Annotated in this window: 19 protein-coding genes; 14 read left to right on the top strand and 5 right to left on the bottom strand. The window is 66.8% G+C overall.

Annotated features, from left to right (window positions below):
- Positions 1–151 precede the first annotated feature (151 nt).
- Positions 152–1054, bottom strand: a complete 903-nt coding sequence (locus DIE04_RS01740; protein WP_124484795.1) for a CoA ester lyase — start codon at positions 1052–1054, stop codon at positions 152–154.
- 228 nt (positions 1055–1282) lie between these two features.
- Here DIE04_RS01740 and DIE04_RS01735 point away from each other — a divergent pair, with 228 nt between their 5' ends.
- From DIE04_RS01735 to DIE04_RS01720, 4 genes are all read left to right on the top strand, one after another.
- Complete coding sequence (locus DIE04_RS01735; protein WP_185500287.1) at positions 1283–2047, top strand: IclR family transcriptional regulator; 765 nt, start codon at positions 1283–1285, stop codon at positions 2045–2047.
- 73 nt (positions 2048–2120) lie between these two features.
- Complete coding sequence (locus DIE04_RS01730) at positions 2121–3401, top strand: CaiB/BaiF CoA-transferase family protein (protein WP_124524316.1); 1281 nt, start codon at positions 2121–2123, stop codon at positions 3399–3401.
- 66 nt (positions 3402–3467) lie between these two features.
- A complete protein-coding gene (locus DIE04_RS01725) occupies positions 3468–4487 on the top strand; it encodes a cyclase family protein (RefSeq protein ID WP_124524317.1) in 1020 nt (339 codons plus the stop codon).
- 82 nt (positions 4488–4569) lie between these two features.
- Entirely contained in the window at positions 4570–6057 is a 1488-nt protein-coding gene (locus DIE04_RS01720; RefSeq protein WP_124524318.1) for an MFS transporter, read from the top strand.
- Between the two features lie 272 nt (positions 6058–6329).
- On the opposite strand, the gene DIE04_RS01715 is transcribed toward DIE04_RS01720, so the two are convergent.
- Entirely contained in the window at positions 6330–7148 is an 819-nt protein-coding gene (locus DIE04_RS01715) for a response regulator transcription factor (protein ID WP_124484799.1), read from the bottom strand.
- A 178-nt stretch (positions 7149–7326) separates the two neighbouring features.
- Here DIE04_RS01715 and DIE04_RS01710 point away from each other — a divergent pair, with 178 nt between their 5' ends.
- From DIE04_RS01710 to DIE04_RS01700, 3 genes are all read left to right on the top strand, one after another.
- Positions 7327–8172 (top strand): carbon-nitrogen hydrolase family protein, encoded by an 846-nt coding sequence (locus tag DIE04_RS01710; RefSeq protein ID WP_124524319.1) that lies wholly within the window; start codon positions 7327–7329, stop codon positions 8170–8172.
- A gap of 127 nt (positions 8173–8299) precedes the next feature.
- A complete protein-coding gene (locus tag DIE04_RS01705; RefSeq protein WP_124484801.1) occupies positions 8300–9640 on the top strand; it encodes an APC family permease in 1341 nt (446 codons plus the stop codon).
- A gap of 139 nt (positions 9641–9779) precedes the next feature.
- Positions 9780–10376 (top strand): plasmid pRiA4b ORF-3 family protein, encoded by a 597-nt coding sequence (locus tag DIE04_RS01700; protein WP_124484802.1) that lies wholly within the window; start codon positions 9780–9782, stop codon positions 10374–10376.
- A 253-nt stretch (positions 10377–10629) separates the two neighbouring features.
- Here DIE04_RS01700 and DIE04_RS01695 read toward each other — a convergent pair whose 3' ends face one another.
- Together DIE04_RS01695 and DIE04_RS01690 are read right to left on the bottom strand one after the other, a co-directional pair.
- Positions 10630–12120: an ISNCY family transposase gene (locus DIE04_RS01695; RefSeq protein WP_409333433.1), complete on the bottom strand. Its 1491-nt coding sequence runs from the start codon at positions 12118–12120 to the stop codon at positions 10630–10632.
- A gap of 336 nt (positions 12121–12456) precedes the next feature.
- Complete coding sequence (locus tag DIE04_RS01690) at positions 12457–13221, bottom strand: TetR/AcrR family transcriptional regulator (protein WP_409333432.1); 765 nt, start codon at positions 13219–13221, stop codon at positions 12457–12459.
- Between the two features lie 342 nt (positions 13222–13563).
- Between DIE04_RS01690 and DIE04_RS01685 the strand changes: the two genes are divergently transcribed.
- The 7 genes from DIE04_RS01685 (at position 13564) to DIE04_RS01655 (ending at position 23745) form a co-directional block, all read left to right on the top strand.
- A complete protein-coding gene (locus DIE04_RS01685) occupies positions 13564–14739 on the top strand; it encodes an efflux RND transporter periplasmic adaptor subunit (RefSeq protein WP_124519897.1) in 1176 nt (391 codons plus the stop codon).
- The gene (locus DIE04_RS01680; protein WP_124519531.1) at positions 14736–17906 is read left to right on the top strand and encodes an efflux RND transporter permease subunit; all 3171 of its coding nucleotides are present in this window, start codon (positions 14736–14738) and stop codon (positions 17904–17906) included. The genes DIE04_RS01685 and DIE04_RS01680 overlap by 4 nt, the downstream gene beginning before the upstream one ends.
- Positions 17906–19372 carry an efflux transporter outer membrane subunit gene (locus tag DIE04_RS01675; RefSeq protein WP_185500286.1) on the top strand — a complete coding sequence of 489 codons (1467 nt, stop codon included), beginning with the start codon at positions 17906–17908 and terminating at the stop codon, positions 19370–19372. The genes DIE04_RS01680 and DIE04_RS01675 overlap by 1 nt, the downstream gene beginning before the upstream one ends.
- A 129-nt stretch (positions 19373–19501) precedes the next feature.
- The gene (locus DIE04_RS01670; protein WP_124519442.1) at positions 19502–20836 is read left to right on the top strand and encodes a paraquat-inducible protein A; all 1335 of its coding nucleotides are present in this window, start codon (positions 19502–19504) and stop codon (positions 20834–20836) included.
- Positions 20837–20875: 39 nt separating this feature from the next.
- Entirely contained in the window at positions 20876–22471 is a 1596-nt protein-coding gene (locus tag DIE04_RS01665; protein ID WP_124519534.1) for an intermembrane transport protein PqiB, read from the top strand.
- Positions 22472–22497: 26 nt separating this feature from the next.
- Positions 22498–23169 (top strand): membrane integrity-associated transporter subunit PqiC, encoded by a 672-nt coding sequence (locus tag DIE04_RS01660; protein WP_260426895.1) that lies wholly within the window; start codon positions 22498–22500, stop codon positions 23167–23169.
- An 81-nt stretch (positions 23170–23250) separates the two neighbouring features.
- The gene (locus tag DIE04_RS01655; RefSeq protein ID WP_124519538.1) at positions 23251–23745 is read left to right on the top strand and encodes a TetR/AcrR family transcriptional regulator; all 495 of its coding nucleotides are present in this window, start codon (positions 23251–23253) and stop codon (positions 23743–23745) included.
- Positions 23746–23908: 163 nt separating this feature from the next.
- On the opposite strand, the gene DIE04_RS01650 is transcribed toward DIE04_RS01655, so the two are convergent.
- Entirely contained in the window at positions 23909–24634 is a 726-nt protein-coding gene (locus tag DIE04_RS01650) for an OmpW family protein (RefSeq protein ID WP_124519540.1), read from the bottom strand.
- Positions 24635–24674: the final 40 nt, after the last annotated feature.

The raw sequence follows: 24674 nt of genomic DNA, 5'->3' as shown, positions 1-24674 counted from the left end.
TGATTGCGGCGCCGCGCTGGTCGAGCGGCGCGGCGGTGCCGCGGGCGGCGCTATCCGGGCCGGGCGGCGAACCGGCTGCGTCGCGGCGGGACGCACGCGCGACGTGCGCACGTGCCGGGGTGAAGCACGGCGATACAGGGCGGCGCGTGCATCACCGGGGCGCGCCGTCGTCACGCGCCTGCACGGCCGCGTGCCGCGCGAGCACGCGCTTCGCGCGGGCGACGCCGGGCGCGTCGACCATCCTGCCGTCGACGCGCAGCGCGCCGCGCCCGTTCGCGCACGCGTCGTCGTAGGCGGCCAGCACCGCATTCGCGTCGCGCACCGCGTCTTCGTCGGGACGGAACGCGCGGTTGAGCGCGCCGACCTGCAGCGGATGGATGCAGGTCGCGCCCGCATAGCCGAGCTCCGCGGACGCGCGCGCGACGCGCTCGAACGCGTCGAGATCGCGTAGCTCGTCGAGGCCGCCGATGAGGCCGAGCGGCAGGACGCCGGCGGCGCGCGCGGCGATGATCAGCAGTTGCTTCGGCACGCGCAGCACGTCGGCGCTCGCGGCGCTTTCGCAGTTCAGCGCGAAGTCGCCGCCGCCCAGCATCATCGCGACGACGCGCGGCGATGCCTGCGCGATCCGGTCCATCGCCTGGAACGCGCGCGGCGTTTCGACGATCGCGACGATCCGCGTGCGGCCCGGCTGCGCGCCGCTTTCCTCTTCGAGCGCGGCCAGCAGTTCGTCGATCGCCTCGACGTGCGAGCCGCCGCGCACCTTCGGCAGCACGACGCCGTCCACGCCGGCCCGGACGGCCGCGCGCAGGTCGGGCACCAGCAGGTCGAGCGGGCCGTTGGCGCGCACCAGCACGTCGCGGCCCGGCGCGCGCAACGCCGGCACGGCATCGGCCAGCCCGTCGCGGGCGGCCTCCTTGCATGCTGGCGGGACGCTGTCCTCGAGATCGAGGATCAGGGCGTCGGCGTCGCTCGCGGCAGCCGAAGCGACGAAACGGGGGACGTGGGCGGGGACGTACAGCAGCGAGCGCCAGACCGGTTGAGACGAGAATTCCATCGATGATCCACGAAAATGAAAGCCGCTTTCATTTTTGTGGCGGATGCTGGCATTCGTCAAGATTATCGTTAACGCCTAGTTTTCAAGGGGATTTTCAGAAATGACGAGCGAGTGAATCTGTGTTGATTCATGTTGCTGTCGTCGACGATCTGCGTATAATGAAAGCCACTTTCATTTTTAGATGCCGGCCGCAGCAGCACGACTCTGCCGGCATCGCACGAGGTGGACATGAGCAAGATGGAGACAAGCAATCCCGCAGAGGGCGGCGTGGCCGCGGTCAACCGCGCGCTGACCGCGCTGCTGGCGTTCGGCAACGCGCCCGGCGGGCTGATGCTCGCGCAGGTCAGCGAGGAAACGGGGCTCAACATGAGCACGCTGTTGCGGATGTTCGAGTCGCTCGAGCAGTTCCGCTTCATCAAGCGCCTGCCGGATGGGCGCTACGTGCTGGGGCCCGCCGTGTTCCAGCTCGGGATGATGTATCGCGAGTCGTTTCAGCTGCGCGAGTACGTGATGCCGATCCTGTCGACGCTGTCGGCGGAAACCGGTGAGACGGCCGCGTTCTACGTACGCGAAGGGGATCAGCGTGTGTGCCTGTTCCGCATCCAGGCGCAGCGCTCGGTGCGCACGCACCTGCGCGAAGGCGACCGCTTTCCGCTCGACGTCGGCGCGGCCGGGCGCGTGCTGCTCGCGTTCAGCGGCACGCGCGGCGGCGACTACGAGAAGACGGCCGAGCAGGGCTACGCGGTATCGATCGCCGAGCGCGACCCGGAAAGCGCGGCGATCGCGTGCCCGGCGTTCGGCGTCGGACGCGTGCTGAGCGGCGCGATCTCGCTCGGCGTGCCGCGCTATCGCTTCAACAAGAAGGTGCTGGCCGACTACCTGCCGCGCGTGCAGGCGGCCGCCGCCGAGCTGACGCGTGCGCTGGGCGGCGATCTGCCCGCCGCGGGCGCGGCGTTTCGCGCAGCCGACCAGCTCGGCGCGCTGCTCGAGTAGCGCCGGCGCGCGGCCGAGCGCGCGCACTTCGAAGTCCGCATCGAACGACTCACCCACCAACCAGGAGACCAGCATGTTCGTTCCCGACCCGCAGGCCGCTCACGCGGCCGGCGCGCGCCGTCGCGCGTCCACCGGCCCGATCCATCCGAAACCGTTCGACGCCGGCGCGCGGGGGCCGCTCGCGGGCGTGCGCGTCGTCGATCTGTCGCGCCTGATGGCGGGCAACATGCTGAGCGTGCAGCTCGCCGATTTCGGGGCGGATGTCGTCAAGGTCGAGAGCGAGCGCGGCGATACGCTGCGCGCGGTCGGCGCGGGCGGGATCAGCACGAACTGGAAGGTGTACGGACGCAACAAGCGCAGCGTGTGCGTCGACCTGCGCGCGCCCGAGGGGATCGACATCGTCCGCCGGCTGGTGCGCGACGCGGACGTGTTCGTCGAGAGCTTCAAGCCCGGCGTCACCGAGAAGATGGGGCTCGGCCCGGACGACCTGCTCGCGATCCGTCCCGAGCTGGTGATCGCGCGGATCTCCGGCTGGGGGCAGACGGGGCCGTACCGCCACAAGCCGGGCTTCGGCACGCTCGCGGAAGGGTATGCGGGGTTCGCGGCGATCAACGGCTTCGCCGATCGCGAGCCGGTGTTGCCGCCGATGTTCCTCGGCGACATGACGGCCGGGTTGTCCGGCGCGATCGCCGTGCTGGTCGCGCTGCATGCGCGCGCCGCGCACGGCGCGGCGGGGCAGGTGATCGACGTGTCGCTGTTCGAGCCGCTGCTGTCGATCCTCGGGCCGGCTGCAGCGAACTACGTGATGACCGGCGAGATCAAGGCGCGCACCGGCAGCCGCTCGTCGAACACCGCGCCGCGCAACGCGTATCGCACGCGCGACGGCAAGTGGCTGTGCCTGTCGAGCTCGACGCAGGCGATGGCCGAGCGGCTGTTCCGCGCGATCGGCCGAGCGGACCTGATCGACGATCCGCGCTACGCGACCAACGTGCAGCGCGTGCAGCACGCGGAGGCGCTCGATGCGATCGTCGGCGAATTCATCGCCGTGCGCGATCTCGACGCCAATCTCGCGTTCTTCGAGGAAGCAGGCGTGACGGTCGGGCCGATCCAGGACATCGCGCAGATCGTTCAGGATCACTACGTGATCGAGCGCGAGGCGCTCGTCGAGCTGCCGGACGACGACGTCGGCAGCCTGCCGATGCACAACATCACGCCGCGCCTGTCGGCCACGCCCGGCGCGTTCCGCCGGCCTGCACCAGCACTCGGCGAGAACAATCGCGAGATCCTGCTGCCGCTGCTCGGCGAACGCGAATACGAGCGGCTCGCCGGGCTGGGCGTGATCCGCACGCGCTAGGCGCGCCGTGCGAGGCGGCCGCGAACGACGGCCGCCGCACCCTGGACATTGCATGGAGGAGACACCATGAAGCCACGCTGGACCCATCGGCCGCCCGGCTCGAACTGGGGGGATTTCGGCCCTGACGATCAGAAAGGGCGCTTGAACTGGCTGACGCCCGACGCGGTGCTGCGCGGCGTCGCGGAGGTGCGTGAAGGCCGCGTGTTCTCGCTGAGCCTGCCGCTCGACGTGCCGCGCGGAGGCGGGCTGAACGCGCGGCGCCGGCCGCCGGCGATCATGCCGGCGCTGCACGGCGACAAGCCGTACTTCGGCTATCGGGCTGACGAACAGGTTGCCAACGCAACCGATGTGGTTTGCGACGATTCGTTCTGCATGCACTCGCAGTTCTCGACGCAGTGGGATGCACTGTCGCACGTCGGCTCGCTGTTCGATCCGGCGGGCAACGGCGAACGCGCCCGCGTGTTCTACAACGGCTACCGGATGGACGAGCACATCCGGGTGCCCGAAGCGGGTGCGCCGCGCGGCGGTGCGCGCGCGCTCGGCATCGAGGTGATGGCGCAAACCGGCGTGCAGGGGCGCGGCGTGATGGTCGACCTGCGCCGCCACTTCGGCGACGAGCGGCGCAAGATCGGCTACGCGGAATGGATGTCGGTACTGCGCGCGGACGATGTGGTCGTCGAGCGCGGCGACATCGTATGCGTGCATACGGGCTTCGCCGATCGCCTGATCGAAGCCGACGCGCTCGGCGAGCCCGCCGCGCCGGACGTGTGCTGCGTGCTCGACGGCAACGATCCGCGCCTGCTCGAATGGATCGACGCATCGGGGCTCGCCGCGCTCGCGGCGGACAACCATGCGGTCGAGGAGCGCCCGCGCCATGCGTCGGCGCGCGAGCGGCCCGGCGCGCTGATGCCGCTGCACGAGCTGTGCCTGTTCAAGCTCGGCATCCATCTCGGCGAGCTGTGGCATCTGACGCTGCTCGCCGACTGGCTGCGCGCGCATCGGCGCAACCGCTTCCTGCTGACCGCGCCGCCGCTGCACCTGCGCGGGCTCGTCGGGTCGCCGGTCAATCCGGTCGCCACCGTATGAACGCCGGCGCCGCGCGCACCCGCGCCGGCGCCCTGTCCGCCGCTTCGCGCAGACCGCGCGGGCGGATCACCGAGGAATCGCCATGTCCCATTCCCATGCGGCGTCGATCGCCGCGCGCATCGACCGCCTGCCCGCGACGGCCAGCATCTGGACGCTCGTGATGTTCCTGAGCGTCGGCGGTTTTTTCGAGATCTACGACCTGTTCCAGATGACCTACCTGCCGCCCGGGCTGATCCGCGACGGCATCTTTCACGCGGGCTCGCACGGCGTGCTCGGCATGTCGGACCAGGGCGCACTCGGCGCGGCGACGTTCGCCGGGCTGTTTGTCGGCGAGATGTTCGTGTCGCGCCTCGCGGACCGCATCGGACGGCGCGCGCTGTTCACCGGTGCGCTGCTGCTCTACACGGCGGCAAGCCTTGCGATGTGCGTGCAGACGCATGCGCTCGGCATTCTCGTGTGCCGCTTCGTCGCGGGCTGCGGCATCGGTGCGGAGCTGATCACGATCGGCGCGTTCCTGACCGAGCTGGTGCCGAAAGCAGTGCGCGGGCGTGCGTTCGCGCTGTGCTTCGCGATCGGCTATCTCGCGATGCCGGTGCTCGCGCTGGTGTCGTGGCTATGGGTGCCGCACGATCCGCTCGGGGTGTCCGGGTGGCGCTGGGTCGTGCTGCTCGGCGGCAGCGGCGCGGTCGTCGTCTGGTGGCTGCAGTCGCGGCTGCCGGAGTCGCCGCGCTGGCTTGCCAGCACCGGCCGCGAGGCCGACGCCGAAGCCGTGCTCCAGCGGCTCGAGCAGGCGGTCGAGCGGGAATCCGGCCGGCCGCTGCCCGCGGTCCGGATGCCGGCCATCGCAACGCCGGCCGCGCGGCGCGCGCCGTCGATGTGGGATGCGCGGCATCGCGGCCGCACGGCGATGCTGATCGTATTCAACGCATTCCTGAGCATCGGCTTCTTCGGCTTCAGCCAGTGGCTGCCGACGCTGCTGGCCGCGCAGGGCGCGAGCGTCACGAAGAGCCTCTGGTATGCGTTCGTGATCGCGTTCGCGTATCCGGTGTCGCCGTTCGTTGCCGGCGTGCTCGCTGACCGCATCGAGCGCAAGTGGCTGATCGTCGCGTCGGCGTTCGGCGTCGCGCTGTTCGGCACCGCGTTCGCGATGTCGGCGCAGGCACCATTCGTGATCGCGTTCGGCCTGCTCGTCACGCTGTCCAACACGGTGCTCGCGAGCAACGGCACCGCGTACCAGTCGGAAGTGTTTCCGACCGAGATCCGCGGGCGCGCGCTCGGCTTCGTGCATTCGATCGGCCGCCTGACCGGAATCGCGAGCAGTTTCATCGTCGCGCTGCTGCTCGAGCGCGCCGGGGTGTCCGCAGTGTTCGTGCTGACCGGCGGCAGCATGCTGATCGTGATGGTGTCGATCGGTGTGTTCGGGCCGTACACCAACAACCGGGCGCTGGACGAGATCACCGGCCGCAGCGACGATGGCGCCGAGAACGCGGCGGCGGTGCGCGGGCTCGCCGCATTGCCGACTCGGCGTGTCGATGGGCGGCATAAAGGAGCCGGGGATGGGGCGGTGTAATGGCACCGGCAGCAACGGGGGCAAGGCGCGGATTCGAACGGTTTCAAGACGGCAGACACCGTCGGCGTAGTCGATCGAGCGTCGCCGCGTCGTGACAGGATTGCCCGGTTCAAAAACGCATCGCAAGGCAATGCCATTTATCCCGGGAGCCGGAATTCGCGTCCATCACGAATCTCCGGCTCAATCTGGATGCACGTGATTCCGTGCTCACCGGCTAAACCTGAAGCGGCAGCGCGCCTGCCGGTATTCGTGCCGTGACACGGAGACGCGAATCACGCAGATTCGCCGGATCTGCCCCGATCGTAGAACATCGCGAACAATTCGGATTGCGATCCGACACCCAGCTTCGCGTAAATGTGCTTCTTGTGCGCACGCACGGTCTCGAACGAAATCGACAGCTTTTCCCCGATCGCGCGTGACGAAAATCCGCTCAATGACAGCATCGCGACTTCGATTTCGCGCGTGGTCAACGCGCCGCGCCCGCTCTTTCCGGTCAGCATCCCGAAGCGCGCCTGCGGGTCGGGCGCTTCGCCTTCGGTCACGCGCGGCGCATCCTTGATCGCGAACGTCTCGAAGCGCAAGCGCTGCTGCATCAACGACAGGACCCAGGGCGTGTACAGCGTGAGCAACGCAATCTCGCGATCGTCGTACTTGCTCGTCTTGCCGAGCGAAAAGCCCAATGTGTGATCGCGATCGATCATGACGTTGAAATGCACTTCGTCGCCGACGATGTTTTTCCTGAAGTACCGCTGGTAGTACTCGGTCATCCGGAAATTGTCCGGCGCGACGTCGGCGAGCGTGTAGAAGCCCGACGCCTGCGTTTCGAACGCGGCGAGATAGAACGGATCGAGTTGATAGAGGGCGGCCAGATAGTCCTGAAACATCAGGTCGATCTTGCCGTCGGGCATGGCCTGCTCGGCAAGCACGAGAGGCGGCGCGGCGCGCGCGAAACGCAGCGCGACCCAGTTGTCGAACTCGAGATGCCGCTCGAGCACACGCGTGAGGCGTGCCCAGAAATGCGGGCCATCGAGGGCGTCGATGGCCGAGCCAATCTCCCGATGAAAAGCGAGATCTCGCCATTCGAAGTCCATCGTGTGCTCCGGTGAGGGTAACCCTGGCGGGGAATTTCAGGTCAAAAATAATAACCCGATAATCGGCCTCACTTCGACAGGCAGGGGTACACGGCCTGTTTCGCTCGACCGCGCGTCGTATCAGAAGGGCAGGGCAGACGACGCGCCGATGAAAGGCTATTGGAAGGAGACGGTTTTCATGCAGGTAGAACTCGCGCAACTCTCGCTGATCGACGGCGACGTCGCGCACAACACGCGCAAGGTGATCGACACGATCGGGCGCGTCGACGTGGCAGGCGGCACGAAACTGATCGTGTTCCCCGAGACGACGTTGTCGGGCTTTCCGACCCGCGACAATGTCGCCGAAGTCGCACAGACGCTCGATGGCCCCGGATTATCCGCGGTACGCGACGCGGCACGACAAAAGGGCGTCGCTGTCGCCGTGGGCCTCGCCGAGCGCGACGGCAACCGGTTTTACAACACCACGGTACTTGTCGACGAGCAGGGCGACATTGTGCTGCGCTATCGCAAGACGCATCTGTGGGCATCGGATGTCGGTGTCTTCACGCCGGGTGACCGCTTCGCGACGTGCATCTGGAACGGCCTGACGGTCGGTCTGCTGATCTGCTACGACATCGAATTTCCCGAAACGGCGCGAGCCGTCGGCGCGCTCGATGCCGATCTGCTGATCGTCACGAACGGCAACATGGACCCGTTCGGCCCGGTGCATCGCCGCGCGATCGCGGCACGCGCGATGGAAAACCAGATGTTCGCGGTGATGGTGAACCGTTGCGGGGCCGGCGACGACAATCTGACGTTCGCAGGCCTTTCCGCGCTCGTCGATCCGTTCGGCGAAACCGCGCTGGAACTGGGCAGGGTCGAGACGGTCGTGCAGGCGAACCTCGATCTCACGCGTCTCGAAGCGAGCCGCGAACACTACAACTACCTGCACGACACACGCGTGGCGCTTGATCTCGCGCCGCTCGAGCAGTCGGACGGCCATCGCGCATTCATGATCGAAGCGCGTTGTCAGCGCGGCGAATAATCCGGTTTCGCAGTCCGTTCACGGCATCGCGCGGGCGTCATGCGTCGCCCGGGCGTGCCCGTTCAATCGAAATGTCGGCCGAAGGCACACAGGCATTCGCATCGGCCCCGAAGGTCCAGGAGATAACATGCAAGCGTCGTCATCCCATGAATCGCCGAGCCTGAAGCGCACGCTCGGCCTGCCGTCCGTGCTGCTGTTCGGCCTCGCCTATATGGCGCCGCTGATCGTCTACGGTACCTACGGCGTGCTCGCCAAGGCCAGCGACGACACGGCCGCGCTCGCCTATCTGCTTGCGCTGATCGCCATCGCGTTCACCGCGCTCAGCTACGGCAAGCTCGCCAGGCTCTATCCGACTGCAGGTTCAGCCTATACGTACACGCGCAAGACGTTCAACCCGCACCTCGGCTTCATGATCGGCTGGGCGACGCTGCTCGACTATTTCTTCCTGCCGATGGTGATCTGGTTGATCGGCGCTGCATATCTGAACGCCGCCTTTCCACATGTGCCGACCTGGATCTGGATCGTCGCGTTCATCGTATTGACGAGCGGCTTGAACATCGTCGGTATCGAACTGGCTGCGCGCTTCAATATCGTGCTGATGATCGTGCAGCTCGCGATCGTCGTGATGTTCGTGGCGCTGTGCTGGCACTACGCGTCAGCCGCGGCCGGGCCGGGCGGCATCGCGATGGCGGAGCCGTTCTTCAAGCCGCACGTGCCGTTCGGCGCGACGATGGCGGGCGCCGCGATCGCTGCGTATTCGTACCTCGGCTTCGACGCGGTGTCGACGCTGACCGAGGAAACGATCGAGCCGAAAAAGAACATGCCGCGTGCGATCCTGCTGATTGCGCTGATCGGTGGGGCGATCTTCGTGATCGCGGCATACACGATGCAGCTCGCGCACCCGGGCGTCGAATTCAAGGACACGGATTCAGCCGCGTTCGAGGTCGCGAAGATGATCGGCGGCGATGTGTTCGTCACCGTATTCCTCGCGGGTCTGATCCTCGCCCAATTCGCGTCGGGGATTTCCGCGCAAGCGAGCGTCGGCCGGCTGCTCTATGCGATGGGTCGCGACGAAATCCTGCCGAAACGCGTATTCGGATTCATTCACCCGCGCTTCAAGACACCGGCGATCAACATCGCGCTGGCGGGCGTGGTCGGCCTGATCGCGCTGAAGCTGGACGTCGCCACGTCGACGTCTTTCATCAACTTCGGCGCGTTCCTTGCCTTTACGGCCGTCAATCTGTGCGTGATTCGCCTGTATCTGTCGGGCAATCATGGCGAGCGCCGGATCGGGGTGTTCGGCGGGCTCGTGTTCCCGGTGATCGGCGCGGTGTCCGATATCTGGCTGCTCGTGAGTCTCGAGAAGGCGGCACTGGTCCTCGGCATCGCGTGGTTCGTGCTCGGGCTGGTATATCTGTGCTGGATTACGCGGCTGTTTCGTCAGGCGCCGCCGGAAGTGGCGATTTGATCGAGGTGAGGCGGGCTGCAGTGCGGTTGCTATGCGCGGATGCTTCGCGTTCCTTCCAGCGTCGGCGATCCTACAGTGCTTGCTTCAGGTGACCATTGCGAGGCAATAATAGTGCAGGTTCGCGTTCTGAGGAGATCGAATGCCGAAATCGTTCCCGCGCTTCACCCTCAAAGTGGCGCTTCAGCACATCGATCCGCCCGTCTGGCGTCAGATCGAAGTCGAAGGAACTGAATCGCTGCGCAAGCTGCATCACATTCTGCAAGCAGCTTTCGGATGGGAAGACACGCATCTTCACGACTTCCTGATCGATGGCATGACCTACGCCATGTTCGAGATCGATGATGTGGTGGACTTTGCTGACTCGGGCACGACTGCAGATGACCGAAAGGTTCGTCTGCAGGCGGTCCTGAAGCCAGGTTCGCGCTTCGTTTACCGATACGACTTCGGGGACGGCTGGAATCACAGCGTCGTCGTCGAGAAGATGGAAACGATCGAGGGCCAACCTTGGGGAGAAGCCCAAGTCATTGGCGGCGCCCGTGCTTGTCCGCCGGAGGACGTTGGCGGTCCATCCGGCTATGAGGCGTTCCTGAATACGCTATCCAACGATCCGGACAGTGAAAAGGCAGAGCGTTACCGAAACTGGATCGGGTCCGGCTTCGACGCGGAATTGTTCGATTTGCGCGCTGCCAATGCAGCGCTGTTGCGCATGGCTTCCAACCGTTGGGGCAATCGGTAACTCAAACTGCGTCAAGACTCTGGACGGCATGAAGACGAGCTGATGGACTTCATGACTCTAACGAGACCGCAGTATGCCGATAGAACCTTAGTGTTGCGCTGAAGCGGCTGATCTTCGGCGCGGGACGCAACACCGCCAAATGCACCAGTGTCGTAGCCATTTCAAGATGTCGTGGCGCCAGCTAAATAGAAATGTCCGGTTTTGAGGTTGGGGTTAGGGTTGGTTTCGCTGCCTGTTTGTCCTGGTTTATTCGTTACGCCGTGTCGAAGGCGGGCGTCTGAACGGGCAGGGCGCTTGCGTCGGATCCACTGTCCCTTGCAGACCGACGGCCAGGTTTGCGGGGTTGCGGTTGCGCCTGCCTGTGCTCAGCCAAATCCACAATCACTTGCTCGACGTCCGCCTGCACGAACTCGCGCTGCTTCTTCTTGCCCGGCTGAGGTTTGTTTCGATCGGTCTTGGTCGAATCGCCCCGGTTTGTTCGGGATGGGGCTTTACCGATGCGGCTGTTATCGCGTTGCGCCTGAATCGCCTGAGCGACCTGCAATACGTGACTCAGGCGCTTGTGTTCGACGACTGCGGCTTGATCGATCTCGGCGAGCCGATCGTACTGCCTGCAGGGCAACACCTGACCCTCCGTCCGGAGCTCGATGCGCCCGTCCGGGTACTCCCACACGTCGATGTAGCGGTGAATCAGCTTCCGGTTCTCTGGGGTGTCGTCCAGCAGGTACATCACCCGGTCGTACTGCACCGTCAGCGACTTCGTCACTTTCCGCAGTTCGCGCCACGTAAGCGTCAACTCAAGGCTCTCGTCGTCCCGCAGTGGCCGATGAGCGTCGAAACTGCTCTTCGGTGGCTTCGCGAAACGTGCGTTGTAGGCCGCCATGAAGGAGGGTGCATAGGCGTTCGCCTCGGCCACCGTGCTGATCCCGCGCAGCCGCAGTTCCTTGACCAGCCGGTCCTGCAGCGTCAGGTGCGCACGCTCGACCCGCCCCTTGGCCGGGCTGCTGTTTGCGCAAAACGTGTCGATGTTCAGCTCGTACATCGCGCGGCCGAAATGCGTCACCCGATTGCCAGTCGTGCCCGGGTTGACGTTGCGAAACACGCTGTACTTGTCGCTGTACAACGCCATCGGCTTGCCGTGACGCTCCAGATACGCGCGCGTCGCCTCGAAGTAGCTGAAGGTCGACTCGGTCGCCGTGAAATGCAGCATCATCAACCGGCTCGTCGCATCGTCCACGTATACCAGCAGCGTGCAGGCTGGCGCCCGATCCTCGAACCAGCGGTGGTCGCTACCGTCGATCTGGATCAGTTCGCCCAGGCACGCGCGTCGTGCCCGTGGCTGGTAGACCTTCGGCGGCCGCTGCCGGCGCGGCACCCACAGCCCGGCGTCCGTCATCAGCCGCCTGACCGTTTCCTTCGCCAGCCGGATGCCGTGGCACTCATACAGCTTCTCGCAGGCCAGCGTCGGCCCGAAATCGGCGTAGCGATCACGGATGATCGACAGTGCTCGATCGGCCAGATCAGCGTCCAGCCGCCGATTACCGGGACGCCCACGCTTGCGCGAAGCCAGTCCGGCGGCGCCAGACTCACGGTAACGATCCACCAGACGCTGGAGCTGACGCACGGTCACGCCCAGTCGTTCGGCCGCGCGTCCGGGCTTGAGTCCCATGTCCACCATGGCCTGGATTACCTTCAGACGGTCGAGTTCTCGCATGTTCAGTGTCACCAGTGCACCTGGATACATGGCCGGCTCCGTGGTCCCGCAAAGAACCGGCCAGCATACCGAGGTCAAAACACGACATTTCTAAGTAGCCAGAACACGACATTTCTAAAAAGCTACTACAACCAGTCATATCGATAATTCACGTTATGTAAAATTAAGTTGAGGGCATCGACGCGCTCGACGGTCAAACCCTCCTTTTTTCCTACGGCGTGCCGAGGCGCCCAACACTGTTGCAGTGACATCCCGCAACCGCGGAGCAATTCGAGTCTGGCAGTACGCTCGCCACCGGACATGACAGTGGCACCGCCTTCGTTGCCCGGCTCGACGAGCCAGCCCCGCGTCGACGGCAACCAACCGTCAACAGCTCTCCGCAGCGGTGAATTCGCCGGGCGGCAATGGTCGGTTCGCCACGTCCTTTGCTTCGGCGCGCGTCAGGCCTAGCGTCTGCAACACCATCGCCGCGGCCCGCTCGGGGAGCCGGCCTTCGTCTCCCGCCGGCTTCCTCGCTTCGCCCTCAGCCGTGTCGGCCGCGTAGCACTCCGCCGCGATCGCCGCCAGGATCGTCCCCGTCATCGCGAGCACGCTCATGAACGGATCGCCGACGACGAAGCGGCGTGCCGCGATTCCGCGCTCGCTGTCCCGCCGCAAGTGCCGGCCTAGCCCGTGGTCGAGCGCACGCGCGGAAAAGCCCTCCCGCATCAGGAACCGCCCCCAGAGCCGCTCGCGGCGCGCGCGCATCAGCGTGTGACGCACGCAAACCGACACGACCTCGGCCGGATCCGACAAACCGCTCGCAAGACGCTCGAGGCCGTCCGCGAAATCGTCGAACACCCACTCGGTCAGCGCGGCGAAGATGCCGTCCTTCGATTCGAAGTGGTAGTAAAACGAGCCGAACCCCACATCCGCCGCCTCGGTGATCTCGCTGATCGCGACGTTGTCCCTGCCCTTTTCCGCCATCAGGCCGAACGCCGCCCGCAGCAAGCGCATACGTGTCGCCTCCTTGCGCCGGGCGCCGCGCGGTTGACGCTGTTCCGCTTCGGCCACTGACGCATTCGGGCGACGCGGCCGGACCGGTTTGTCGTCCACGAGCGCACCTTCCCTTTCCATAAGAATTTTCTGCATGACGCAATTCTAGATGACTCGCTCATACTTGACAATATTATCAGTTATGAGTCTAATCTCGAAAATAGCAGAACCGGTTCCTGTCCGGACACTGTTCCGGACCCACGCCAGCGAGCGTCGGTGACGCGCAGGCGGCCCTGTCGGCACACTCGGCGGCCATCGTCGTGCGCAAGCCGTGTCATGTCGGCAATCGGAACGATCTGCACCTCGAACATCGGAGTACTGATTGATCGTCATGCGCACCGTCGGCGGAGACGCCCGCGCGCGCCTGCATAAACCGGGGTGACCTGCCGTGGTCGCCGAATCATTTTTAGTTTGACCCTCACTTGTCTTGGAAACATCGTGAAATCACCCGGACTTGACGCGCGGACTTCAACGCGCCCGTTTCTGACACGCATCGCGCCACCGCTTCGGCGCGCCCCGATCGCATTCGCCTGCTGTGCGATTCTTCTCGCGGCTTGCCACTCGCACGAGGCCCCGGCGCCCGAACTGCAACCGGTGGTCGCGCTGCCGGTTCATGCGGACAATGGCGCCGTGCAGCGCGTGCTGCCCGCGCAGGTTCAGGCGCGATATTCGACGCCGCTGTCGTTCCGGGTCGGCGGCAAGATCGTCGAGCGGCGCGTGCGAATCGGCGACACCGTCAAGGCCGGCCAGACCCTCGCGATGCTCGATCCGGCCGATCTTCACAACACGTTGCTGAACGCGCGCGCGCAGCTCGATGCCGCCGAGCATCGCCTCGCCTATGCGAAGCAGCAACTGGATCGCGACCGCGCCCAGGCCCAGGCCAACCTGATCGCGCCCGCTCAGCTCGAGACAACGCAGGACGCGTATGCATCGGCGGTCGCGCAACGCGATTCCGCGCTCGCGCAAATGGCGCTCGCGGGCGATCACCTGCGCTACGCGACGCTGGTCGCGGATCACGACGGCGTCATCACGTCGGAGGATGCCGATACCGGGCAGAACGTCGAGCCCGGCCAGGCGGTGTTTCATCTGGACTGGAGCGGCGACCTCGACATCGTCTGCGACGTCGCGGAGCGCGATCTGCGCGATCTGCGCGATCTCGCGGTCGGCCGCACCGCGCACGTCAGCCTGACGGCGCTGCCGGGCAAGGTGCTCGACGCACGCGTGCGCGAAGTCGCGGCGGCCGCTGATCCGCAAAGCCGCACCTGGCGCGTGAAGCTGACGCTGGTCGCGCCGGGGCCGGACGTCCGCTCCGGGATGACTGCCAGCATCTCGTTCGACGGCGCCGCCGACACCGCCGTGGACCACGCGATCACGCTGCCGGCCACCGCACTCTTCCATCGCGGCGAAGCGCCGGCGGTCTGGGTCATTCGCAAAGGCAGCGACACGCTGGAACTGCGCCCGGTAACGGTCGGACGCTACGACGAGCGTACGGTCACGGTCACGTCCGGCCTCGCGGAAAACGAGCGCGTCGTGATGCAAGGCGTCCATACTGTGAGTACCGGCCAGCACGTGCGCGTGGTGCCGCCGCTGCATGCGGAGGACTTCGCATCATGAACGGTCCAGAACACCGGTCCTCGATGGACGGTGCGCTCGGCGCACAAAGCGGTGCCGCGTCGCGCGACGACGGCGGTTTCAATCTGTCGGCATGGGCGCTGAAGCATCAGCAACTGGTGATCTTCCTGATCGGCCTCGCGACGATCTTCGGCATGATCGGCTATACGCGCCTCGCGCAATCGGAGGATCCGCCGTTCACGTTCCGAACCATGGTGATCCAGACCTATTGGCCGGGCGCCACGGCGCGCGAAGTGCAGGAACAGGTCACGGACCGGATCGGCCGCCAGCTCCAGGCCGCGCCTTACGTCGATAACATCAAGAGCTATTCGCGCCCCGGCGAGTCGATGATCTTCTTTGCGATGAAGGATTCGGCGCCGGTCGACCAGGTGCCGGAAACCTGGTATCAGGTGCGCAAGAAGGTCGGCGACATCCGGGCGACGCTGCCGAAGGGCACTGTCGGCCCGTTCTTCAACGACGAATTCGGCGACGTCTATACCAACATCTATGCGCTCGAAGGCGACGGCTACTCGCCCGCGCAACTGCACGATTACGCGGACAAGCTGCGCACCGTGCTGTTGCGCGTGCCGGGTGTCGCGAAAGTCGACTACTTCGGCGACCCCGCCCAGCACGTATTCGTCGAGATCTCGAACGCGCAACTGACGCGGCTCGCGATCACGCCGCAGCAGCTCGCGCAGGCCATCGACGCGCAAAACGCCGTCGCACCGGTCGGCACGATCACGACATCGGACGACCGCGTGTTCGTGCGGCCGAGCGGCGCGTTCAAGGACACGCAGGCGCTCGCCGACATGCTGATCACGGTGAACGGCCGGACGTTCCGGCTCGGCGACGTCGCGAAGGTCACGCGCGGCTACGACGATCCGCCCGTCACGCAGATGCGTACGAACGGTCACGCGGTGCTCGGCATCGGCGTCACGATGCAAAAAGGCGGTGACGTGATCGACCTCGGCAAGGCGCTCGACGCGAAGGCAGCCGAGCTCCGGGCCGGCTTGCCGGCCGGACTGAAGCTGGCCGCGGTGTCGAGCATGCCGCATGCCGTCAAGCACTCGGTGGACGACTTCGTCGAAGCGGTCGGCGAAGCCGTCGCGATCGTGCTCGTCGTCAGCCTCGTGTCGCTGGGCCTGCGCACCGGCATGGTCGTCGTCATCACGATTCCGATCGTGCTCGCCGTGACGGCACTGTGCATGCACGTGTTCGGCATCGGCCTCGACAAGGTGTCGCTCGGCACGCTGGTGCTCGCGCTGGGGCTGCTGGTGGACGATGCGATCATCGCCGTCGAAATGATGGCGGTGAAGCTCGAGCAGGGTTGGAGCCGCGCCCGCGCGGCGGCCTTCGCCTACACGAGCACGGCGTTCCCGATGCTGACCGGCACGCTCGTCACGGTATCCGGCTTCCTGCCGATCGCGCTCGCGAAATCGAGCACCGGCGAATACACGCGGTCGATCTTCGAGGTGTCCGCGATCTCGCTGATCGTGTCGTGGTTCGCGGCCGTCGTGCTGGTGCCGCTGCTCGGCTACCACATGCTGCCCGAGCAGCAGCATCACGACGCTCATGCACATGGGCAGGACGTTTATGAAACGGGCTTTTACCGGCGGCTGTCCGGATGGATCTCGGCGTGCATCGAGCGCCGCTGGGTGGTGCTGGGTGTAACGGCCGTGCTGTTCGCGATCGCGATGGCGGCATTCACGCGCGTGCCACAGCAATTTTTCCCGAACTCGGAGCGCCCCGAGCTGCTGGTCGACCTGCGCCTGCCGGAAGGCGCTTCGTTCGACGCGACACTGCGTGAGGCCACGCGGCTCGAGAAGGTGCTCGACGGTCGGCCCGAAATCGATCACGTCGTCGATTTCGTCGGCACCGGTGCGCCGCGCTTCTACCTGCCGCTCGACCAGCAGCTCCAGCAGCCGAACTTCGCGCAGTTCGTGATCACGGCCAAGGACGTCGAATCGCGCGACCGCTTGTCGCATTGGCTCGAGTCGACGCTGGCAAGCCGCTTCCCGACCGTGCGCACGCGCGTCGCGCGCCTCGAGAACGGGCCGCCCGTCGGCTTTCCGATCAAGTTCCGCGTGAGCGGCGACGACATCGCGACCGTTCGCGGCATTGCCGAAAAAGTGGCGGACAAGATGCGCGCCGATGCCCGCACGCGCAACGTGCAGTTCGACTGGGACGAGCCGGCGGAGCGATCGGTGTCGTTCGAAATCGATCAACTGAAGGCACGCCAGCTCGGCGTGACGTCGGAAGACGTGTCGAGTTTCCTCGCGATGACGCTGTCCGGCTATACGGTCACCCAGTATCGCGAACGCGACAAGCTGATCGACGTCGACCTGCGTGCGCCGAAGCGCGAACGGATCGACCCGTCGCAGCTCGCCGGCCTGGCGATCCCGACGCCGCACGGCCCCGTGCCGCTCGGCACGATCGGCCACGTGCGCGACACGCTCGAATACGGCGTGATCTGGGAACGCGACCGCCAGCCGACCGTCACGGTGCAGGCCGACGTTCGTGGCGAAGCGCCGAGCATCGGCGTGACGCGCGCCATCGACGGCACCCTGGCGACGCTGCGCGCCACGCTGCCGACCGGTTACCGGATCGAGGTCGGCGGTGCAGCCGAGGAGAGCATGAAGGGCCAGACGTCGATCAACGCGCAGATGCCGCTCATGATCATCGCGGTGCTGACGCTGCTGATGATCCAGCTCAAGCGCTTCTCGCGCACCTTCATCGTCGTGCTGACGGCCCCGCTCGGCCTGATCGGCGTGGTCGCGGCGCTGCTGCTGTTCGGCAAGCCGTTCGGCTTCGTCGCGCTGCTCGGCGTGATCGCGATGTTCGGGATCATCATGCGCAACTCGGTGATCCTGGTCGACCAGATCGACCAGGACATCGCGGCCGGGCAGCCACGCTTCACCGCGATCGTGGGCGCGACCGTGCGCCGCTTCCGGCCGATCATGCTGACCGCCGCGGCCGCCGTGCTCGCGCTGATTCCGCTGTTGCGTTCCGGCTTCTTCGGCCCGATGGCCACCGCGCTGATGGGCGGCATCACGATCGCGACGGTGCTGACCATCTTCTTCCTGCCGGCCCTCTACGCGACCTGCTTCAAGGTGCGCAGCGACGAACGCGAGTCGCACGCGATGGACGTCGCGTCCTCGGAGACATGCTGATGAAATTTCCCCTTACCACATCGGTGCTCGCCGCGAGCGCGGCGCTCTGCCTGAGCGGCTGTGCAATGGCCCCGAGCAGCACGCCGCCCGCGATGCCGTCGCCGGCGCACTACGGCGCGACGCCTCAGGCGCCGCGCACCGCCGAAGCGGCAGGCGTCGCGCAGCAGTTCGACGTCGGCGCCGCGCCCGTGCCGCAATGGTGGCGCCTGTACCGGTCCAGCGCGCTCGACGCGCTGGTCGACGAAGGCCTGCGCGCGAACCCGACTCTGGCCGCGGCGGAAAAGACGCTCGCCGCCGCGCAGGAGGAGCTGCGCGCGCAGATCGGGGCGTCGACGCTGCCGTCGATCGACGCGAACGCACAGGTGGCCCGCACGCGCACGCCCGACATCTCCGGCGCGGGCGCGCAAAGCCTGCGCTACAACGTCTTCGTCGGGCAACTGCAGGCGCATTACACCTTCGACCTGTTCGGCGCCACGCGATATGCGAACGAGGCGAGCGCCGCGCGCGTCGACGTGCGCGGTTGCGAACTCGAAGCGGCAAGGCGTGCGCTGGCGGCCAACATCGTCGGCACCGCCATCCGCGCCGCGACGCTCGACCGCCAGATCCTGCTGACGGAGCGCCTGGTCGCCGTTGCCGAGGCATCCGCAGTCGAAGACCAGCAACGTTACGCGCTCGGCGCGGTGTCCCACGTGCAGTCGCTGGCGTCGACGCAGGGCGCGGCGTCGCTCGCCGCGACGCTGCCGCCGCTGCGCCAGCAGCGTGCGAGCGCGGTTCACTCGCTGGCGATCCTGCTGGGCCGCACGCCCGACGCGCCACCGCCGGTCCCCTCCTACACTGGACTGTCGCTGCCGGAACACGTGCCCGTGGTCGTGCCGTCCGACCTGCTGAAGGCACGGCCGGACATCCGCGCGGCCGCGGCAGCCGTGAAGGCGGCATCGGCGGACGTCGGCGAGGCGACCGCCCAGTTGTTCCCGAGCCTGTCGCTCACCGCGACGATGGGGCGCGGCGGCTTCAGCTGGCCAGCGCTGTTGTCGGGCGCGGGCGGGCTGTGGGCCGTCGGCGCCGGGCTGTCGCAGCCGATCTTCCACGGCGGTGCGTTGCTGGCACACCGGCGGGCGTCGCGCGATGCATACGACGCCGCGGTGCTGCAGTACAAGGCGGCGGTGCTGTCCGCATTCGGCGACGTCGCCGATTCGCTCGCCGCGCTGGACAACGACGCGCAAGGACTGGCCGCGAACGAACTCGCGGCGCGCGCGGCAGGCGAGGCTTTCCACGAAACGGCGCAACGCCGCACATTGGGTGCCGTTCCGATGTCCGCGCAACGGTCGAGCGAACAGCTCTATCTGAACGCGGAACTCGATGCGGTGCGTGCCGCGAGCCGCCGGATGACCGATACCGCGGCGCTGCTGCAGGCAATGGGCGAACTGCCGCCCGCCACCGGCACGACGGTCGCGGCCCGGCAATAGCCGCTGCTTGCGTCGATGGACCGGCTGCGCGCCTTCGAGCCGCACCGGTCCGCAGTCTCGAAGCCCGATGCCCGGCGTAACGTGCATCGCGCGGCGCCGGGCCTTCATTACCCGCATGGTTGATTCCCGATGAAATCCGACAACCTGGTCGCCTGCCACGAATGCGACCTGCTGATTCAGCGTCCGCCGCGCCTGCGCGCGCTCACGGCGCACTGCCCGAGATGCCACGCTCGCGTGAGCGGTACGGCGCACGGCCGCCGCTCGCTCGACCGGCTGTGCGCATTGACGGTCGCCGCGCTGGTGACGTGTTGCGTCGCGCAGGCCTTTCCGATCGTCGCGCTCGATGCGGCCGGCATCGCGTCGCATGCGACGCTCGGTGACGCGGTTCGCGCGCTATGGTCGAACGGTCAGCCGCTGGTGGCCGCGCTCGTGTTCTGCACGACGATGCTGTTTCCGATACTGGAGCTCGCCGCGTGGCTGTACCTGCTCGCGCCGTTGCGCGCGGGCCGCGTACCGCGCCACTTCGCGCAAGTGCTGCGCGGCATTCACCGATTGCGGCCGTGGAGCATGGTCGAGGTGCTGATGCTCGGCGTGCTCATCACGATCGTCAAACTGACGAGCCTCGCACACGTGCTTGCCGGGCCCGCGCTATTCGCGTTCGCCGGGCTTACCGTGATGCTCTGCGTGCTGTCGACGATCGAACCGGCCCGACTGTGGGAAGCGCACGACGAACTCGTCGCACTGCGGCCAGGCGATGCCGAGCGTGCGAAACCGCCCCGCCCCGACACGACGCGACATGCGGCGCCCCGGGCCGCGGAAAGCAGCGGATCGGCGGGCATGACGGCCCGCGCCGCGGGATGGATCGCCTGTCACCTCTGCGCGCGCGTGCAGCCGGCTCACACATGCGGCGAGCGCTGCACGCGCTGCGGATCGCCGCTGCACGCGCGCCGTCCGCACAGCATCGCGCGCACGGGCGCGCTCGTCGCTGCCGCTGCGTTGCTCTATATCCCGGCGAACCTGTTGCCCGTCATGCACGCGACCTCGCTCGGCCGGGCCGAGGACGACACGATCCTCGGCGGTGTCGCGTACTTCTGGACGTCCGGCGACTGGGCACTCGCCGTCATCGTGTTCATCGCGAGTGTGCTCGTGCCGATGCTCAAGCTTGCGGCCCTCGCATTCCAGGCGATCGCCGCCCATCGCGGCGTGCGATGGCGGCCGCTCGAACGAGCCCGGCTGCATCGGCTGGTCGAGCGCGTGGGCCGCTGGTCGATGCTCGACGTATTCGTCGTGGCGCTCACGATCGCGCTCGTGCATTTCGGCTCGTTCGCCGACATTACGCCCGGCCCCGGCGCGCTCGCGTTCGGCGCCGTGGTCGTGCTGACCATGTGCGCGTCGATGCAGTTCGATCCGCGGCTCATCTGGGACGGCGCGCCCCGCCCCGCCGCCGCCCATCACCAACCTTGAACCGGCGCAAGCGCCCGCTTTATTTCGAATTCCAAAACGATGTCTTCTTTCGATTTTTCGCCACCCGAGATCCGGCCGCGCAGCCGCTGGATCCCGTCTCTCGTCTGGATCGTGCCGCTCGTGTGCGCGCTGATCGGGCTGTCGCTCGTGATCCGGACCGTCACCGCCAACGGTCCGACGATCACGGTCACGTTCGCCAACGCCGAGGGCCTCGAAGCCGGCAAGACCAAGGTCCGCTACAAGGACGTCGACATCGGCACCGTCCAGACCATCACGCTCACGCCCGACTTCAAGCGCGTGGTCGTCGGCATTCAGCTGACGCACGAGGCCGCGCGCTTCGCGAACCGCGACACGCGCTTCTGGGTCGTTCGACCGCGCGTCGGTGCCACCGGCATTTCCGGCCTCGGCACGCTCCTCTCCGGCGCATTCATCGGCGCGGATCTCGGCCGCTCGTCGCAGAAGCAGACCGATTTCACCGGTCTCGAGACGCCGCCCGCCGTCACCGCGGACCAGCAGGGCCGACGCTTTCTGCTGCACGGCGACTCGCTGGGCTCGGTCGACATCGGCTCGCCGGTGTTCTACCGGCATGTGCAGGTCGGTCAGGTCGTGGGATTCTCGCTCGACAAGGACGGTACGGGCGTCGACGTTCAGGCGTTCGTGAAAGCGCCCTACGACAAGTACGTCAGCGTCAATACGCGCTGGTGGCACGCGAGCGGCGTGGATCTTCGGCTCGATTCGAGCGGCCTGAAACTCAACACGCAGTCGCTGGCGACCGTGATCGTCGGCGGTCTCGCGTTTCAGTCGCCGCCCGGACAAGCGGACGCGCCGCAGGCAGCCGACAACACGCCGTTCCGGCTCGCCCCCGACGAAGCCGACGCGATGCGCGACCCCGACGGCACGCCGCTGATGGTCGTCATGCGCTTCGACCAGTCGCTGCGCGGGCTGTCGGTCGGCGCGCCGGTCGATCTGCGGGGCATCGTGCTCGGTCAGGTCACGAACATCGGGATCGAGTACAACGAACACACGCGCAACTTCAGCATGAAGGTCGCGATGGCGCTGTATCCGTCGCGACTGAGCCGACACAGCGATACGGCGCTGCCCGCGCCCGATACGGCCGGCGGCCACGAACTGCTCCAGCACCTGGTGCTCCAGGGGCTGCGCGGGCAGTTGCGTACCGGCAGCCTGCTGACCGGTCAGCTCTATGTGGCGCTCGACATGTTCCCGAAGGCGCCGCACGCGAGCGTCGACGCGCGCCGCACGCCGGTGGAACTGCCGACCGTGCCCAACACGCTCGACGAACTGCAGGTGCAGATCGCCGACATCGCGCGCAAGCTCGATCAGGTGCCGTTCGACCGGATCGGCAACAATCTGAACGGCGCGCTCGCGCATGCGAACCAGTTGTTCGGTCACCTCGATGAGCAGGTCGTGCCGCAGGCGCGCGACACGCTGGCCGCCGCGCAACGCACGTTCAGCGCGGCAGAGTCGACGTTGGGGCAGAATTCGCCGATGCAGTCGGACGTTCATGAGGCGATGCAGTCGCTCACGCAAACGCTGCAGTCGTTGAATGCGCTTGCGGACTATCTGGAACGTCATCCCGAATCGCTGCTGTTCGGCAAGAAGGGGGACCGCCAATGAAAGCGCGTTCGTTTGGTCATCTCCGTATGCCGGCGCGCATCGCGACGTGCGTCGCACTCGCGGTGCTGAGCGCGTGCGCGTCGCCACCGGTGCATTTTCATACCCTCGCGGTGACAGACGATGCGGGTGTTGAGGCCACCGCATCGCATCCCGCCTGGCTGATCGACATCCAGGCCGTGCACGTCGCGGCGCCTGCGGACGGCAACCGGCTCGTCGTGCAACGCGGACCCGATCGGACCGACATCCTGGAGCAGGAGCGCTGGGCCGCGCCGCTCGGCGACGAGATGCGCGGCGGACTGTCGACGCGCGTCGCGTCCCGGCTCGGCACGATCGATGTTCATCGCGTCGCCCACCCGGACGGCGCGCCCGTCTACCGGGTCGCGGTGGACGTCCAGCGAATCGAATCCTGGCCGGCATCGCACGTGCTGCTCGATGCAACGTGGAGTGTGAGTTCCGGGTCCGGACAGCCGGCACTGACGTGCCGCAGCATCGTGCGGTCCGGTGCGTCGACGGGCTACGAAGCACTCGTCGACGCGCAGCGTCGCGCGCTCGATGCGCTCGCGCTCGGGATCGCCGCGGGCATTCGCGCGGCGGCTGCGCACGCCGCGCCACCGGCAGATTGCCGCGCGGGCGCACCCGGGCGCCCGATCGCACGCCCCGCTGTCGATCGCGGCGCGCCGGACGCGCTCGACGATTGAATCGGCGCCGTGACGACGCGACATTTCCCGCGGCGCGATATTGCTCCGCTTCAGCCATTTCCACCGCACGGACAGCACAGGATGAAACCCGCCCGCCTGACCCGCATGCAACGCCGGCTCGACACTCGCGAGCGGCTCGTCGCCGCCGCTCGCGAATGCTTCATCGCGAAGGGCTTCGCCGATACGACCGTCGAGCATATCGTCGAGCGCGCGGGTTACACGCGCGGCGCGTTCTATGCGAACTTCGGGCACAAGCGCGAGCTGTTGATCGAAATCCTGCGTCGCGACCGCCCGAAATTACTGGCGAAAATGCGGCCGGCAGCGCATGAGCACCGTGGCTCCCGCACCGCCGGCTCCGCGGACATCGCCGCCGGCTGGGAATGTTTCCCGCTGTGGGTCGAGGTGCACCTGTACGCGCTGCGCGATGCCGGGATCCGGCAGATCGTCGACCGGCTGCACGCCGAGCCGGCGCCGCCGGCTGCGGCGAGCGATACGGCAGACGCGTCGGAGCGCATACCATCGTCGGCCGAATGGGCGGCAGTGCTCGGCGCTGCGCTGATGCGTGCCGGTGCGTAATACGCACGTTACGACGAGCCGACGCAAGACACCGTGATGCGCGCCGTTCGGGTGACCGCCCGGTCCATCAATCCGGCCGTCCCGAACGAGTATCCGCACAATGGCGGACGCCGGCCTTCCACACAGGCTGGCTGTCGAATGGGCGCCAGCCGCTTGATCCCGTTCAGAACCGATACCCGACCGACACGAAAGTCGTGATCGGATCGATCTTGATCCGCGTCGAACTGGTCACGGTTCCGACCGCGGATCGCGTACTCAGGTCGGCTTTCGTCGACAGCCACACGTAGGCGACCGACACGCCGACCGACCAGTGCGGATCGATGTTGTACGTGAGCCCGGCGTTGACGATCGGCGCAAAGGAATGGCTCAGCGCCACCGACGTGGGGCCCTCCAGGCGATTGCCGAGCGTCGGCGAATACAGGAATGCGCCGCTCGCGACCTTGTTGCTCAGCTGTACGTCCCTGAACCATACATAGGTGAGACCCGCACCGACGTATGGCCGAAAGCGGGCCGACGGTTCGCCGAAATGATATTGCGCGAGAATCGCCGGGCTCCATGCGCGGGCCGTCCCCAGTTCGCCGAGCGACGACAGGGAGCCCGTGCCGCTCAGATGCAATTTCGGCGGAATGCCCAGGATCGTCTCGACTGCGACGTGATCCGTGACGAAATAGGTCGCCGTCAGCGCGAACGTATCGGTATCGGCCACGCTCGCGCCGCTGCCCGGTACGGTGCCCGAGCGCCCGAGCGCGTTGACCGTCAGCGGCTCGCTCGAATCCTGCGGCGCCATGTGCAGCCATCCGGCGTTCATGACCCACTGACCGGCCGATTGTGCGCGGGCGCACGACATCGCCGCGATCGACAGAAGAATTGCCGCGCTCGTATGCTTCATGGTGTCTCCGATTGTTGTGATGTGCAGGATGGCGCCGCCG

The sequence above is a fragment of the Burkholderia sp. Bp8994 genome, from assembly GCF_003853805.1.
Taxonomy (GTDB): Bacteria; Pseudomonadota; Gammaproteobacteria; order Burkholderiales; family Burkholderiaceae; genus Burkholderia.
This window is presented reverse-complemented; position numbering and strand designations above follow the sequence as displayed.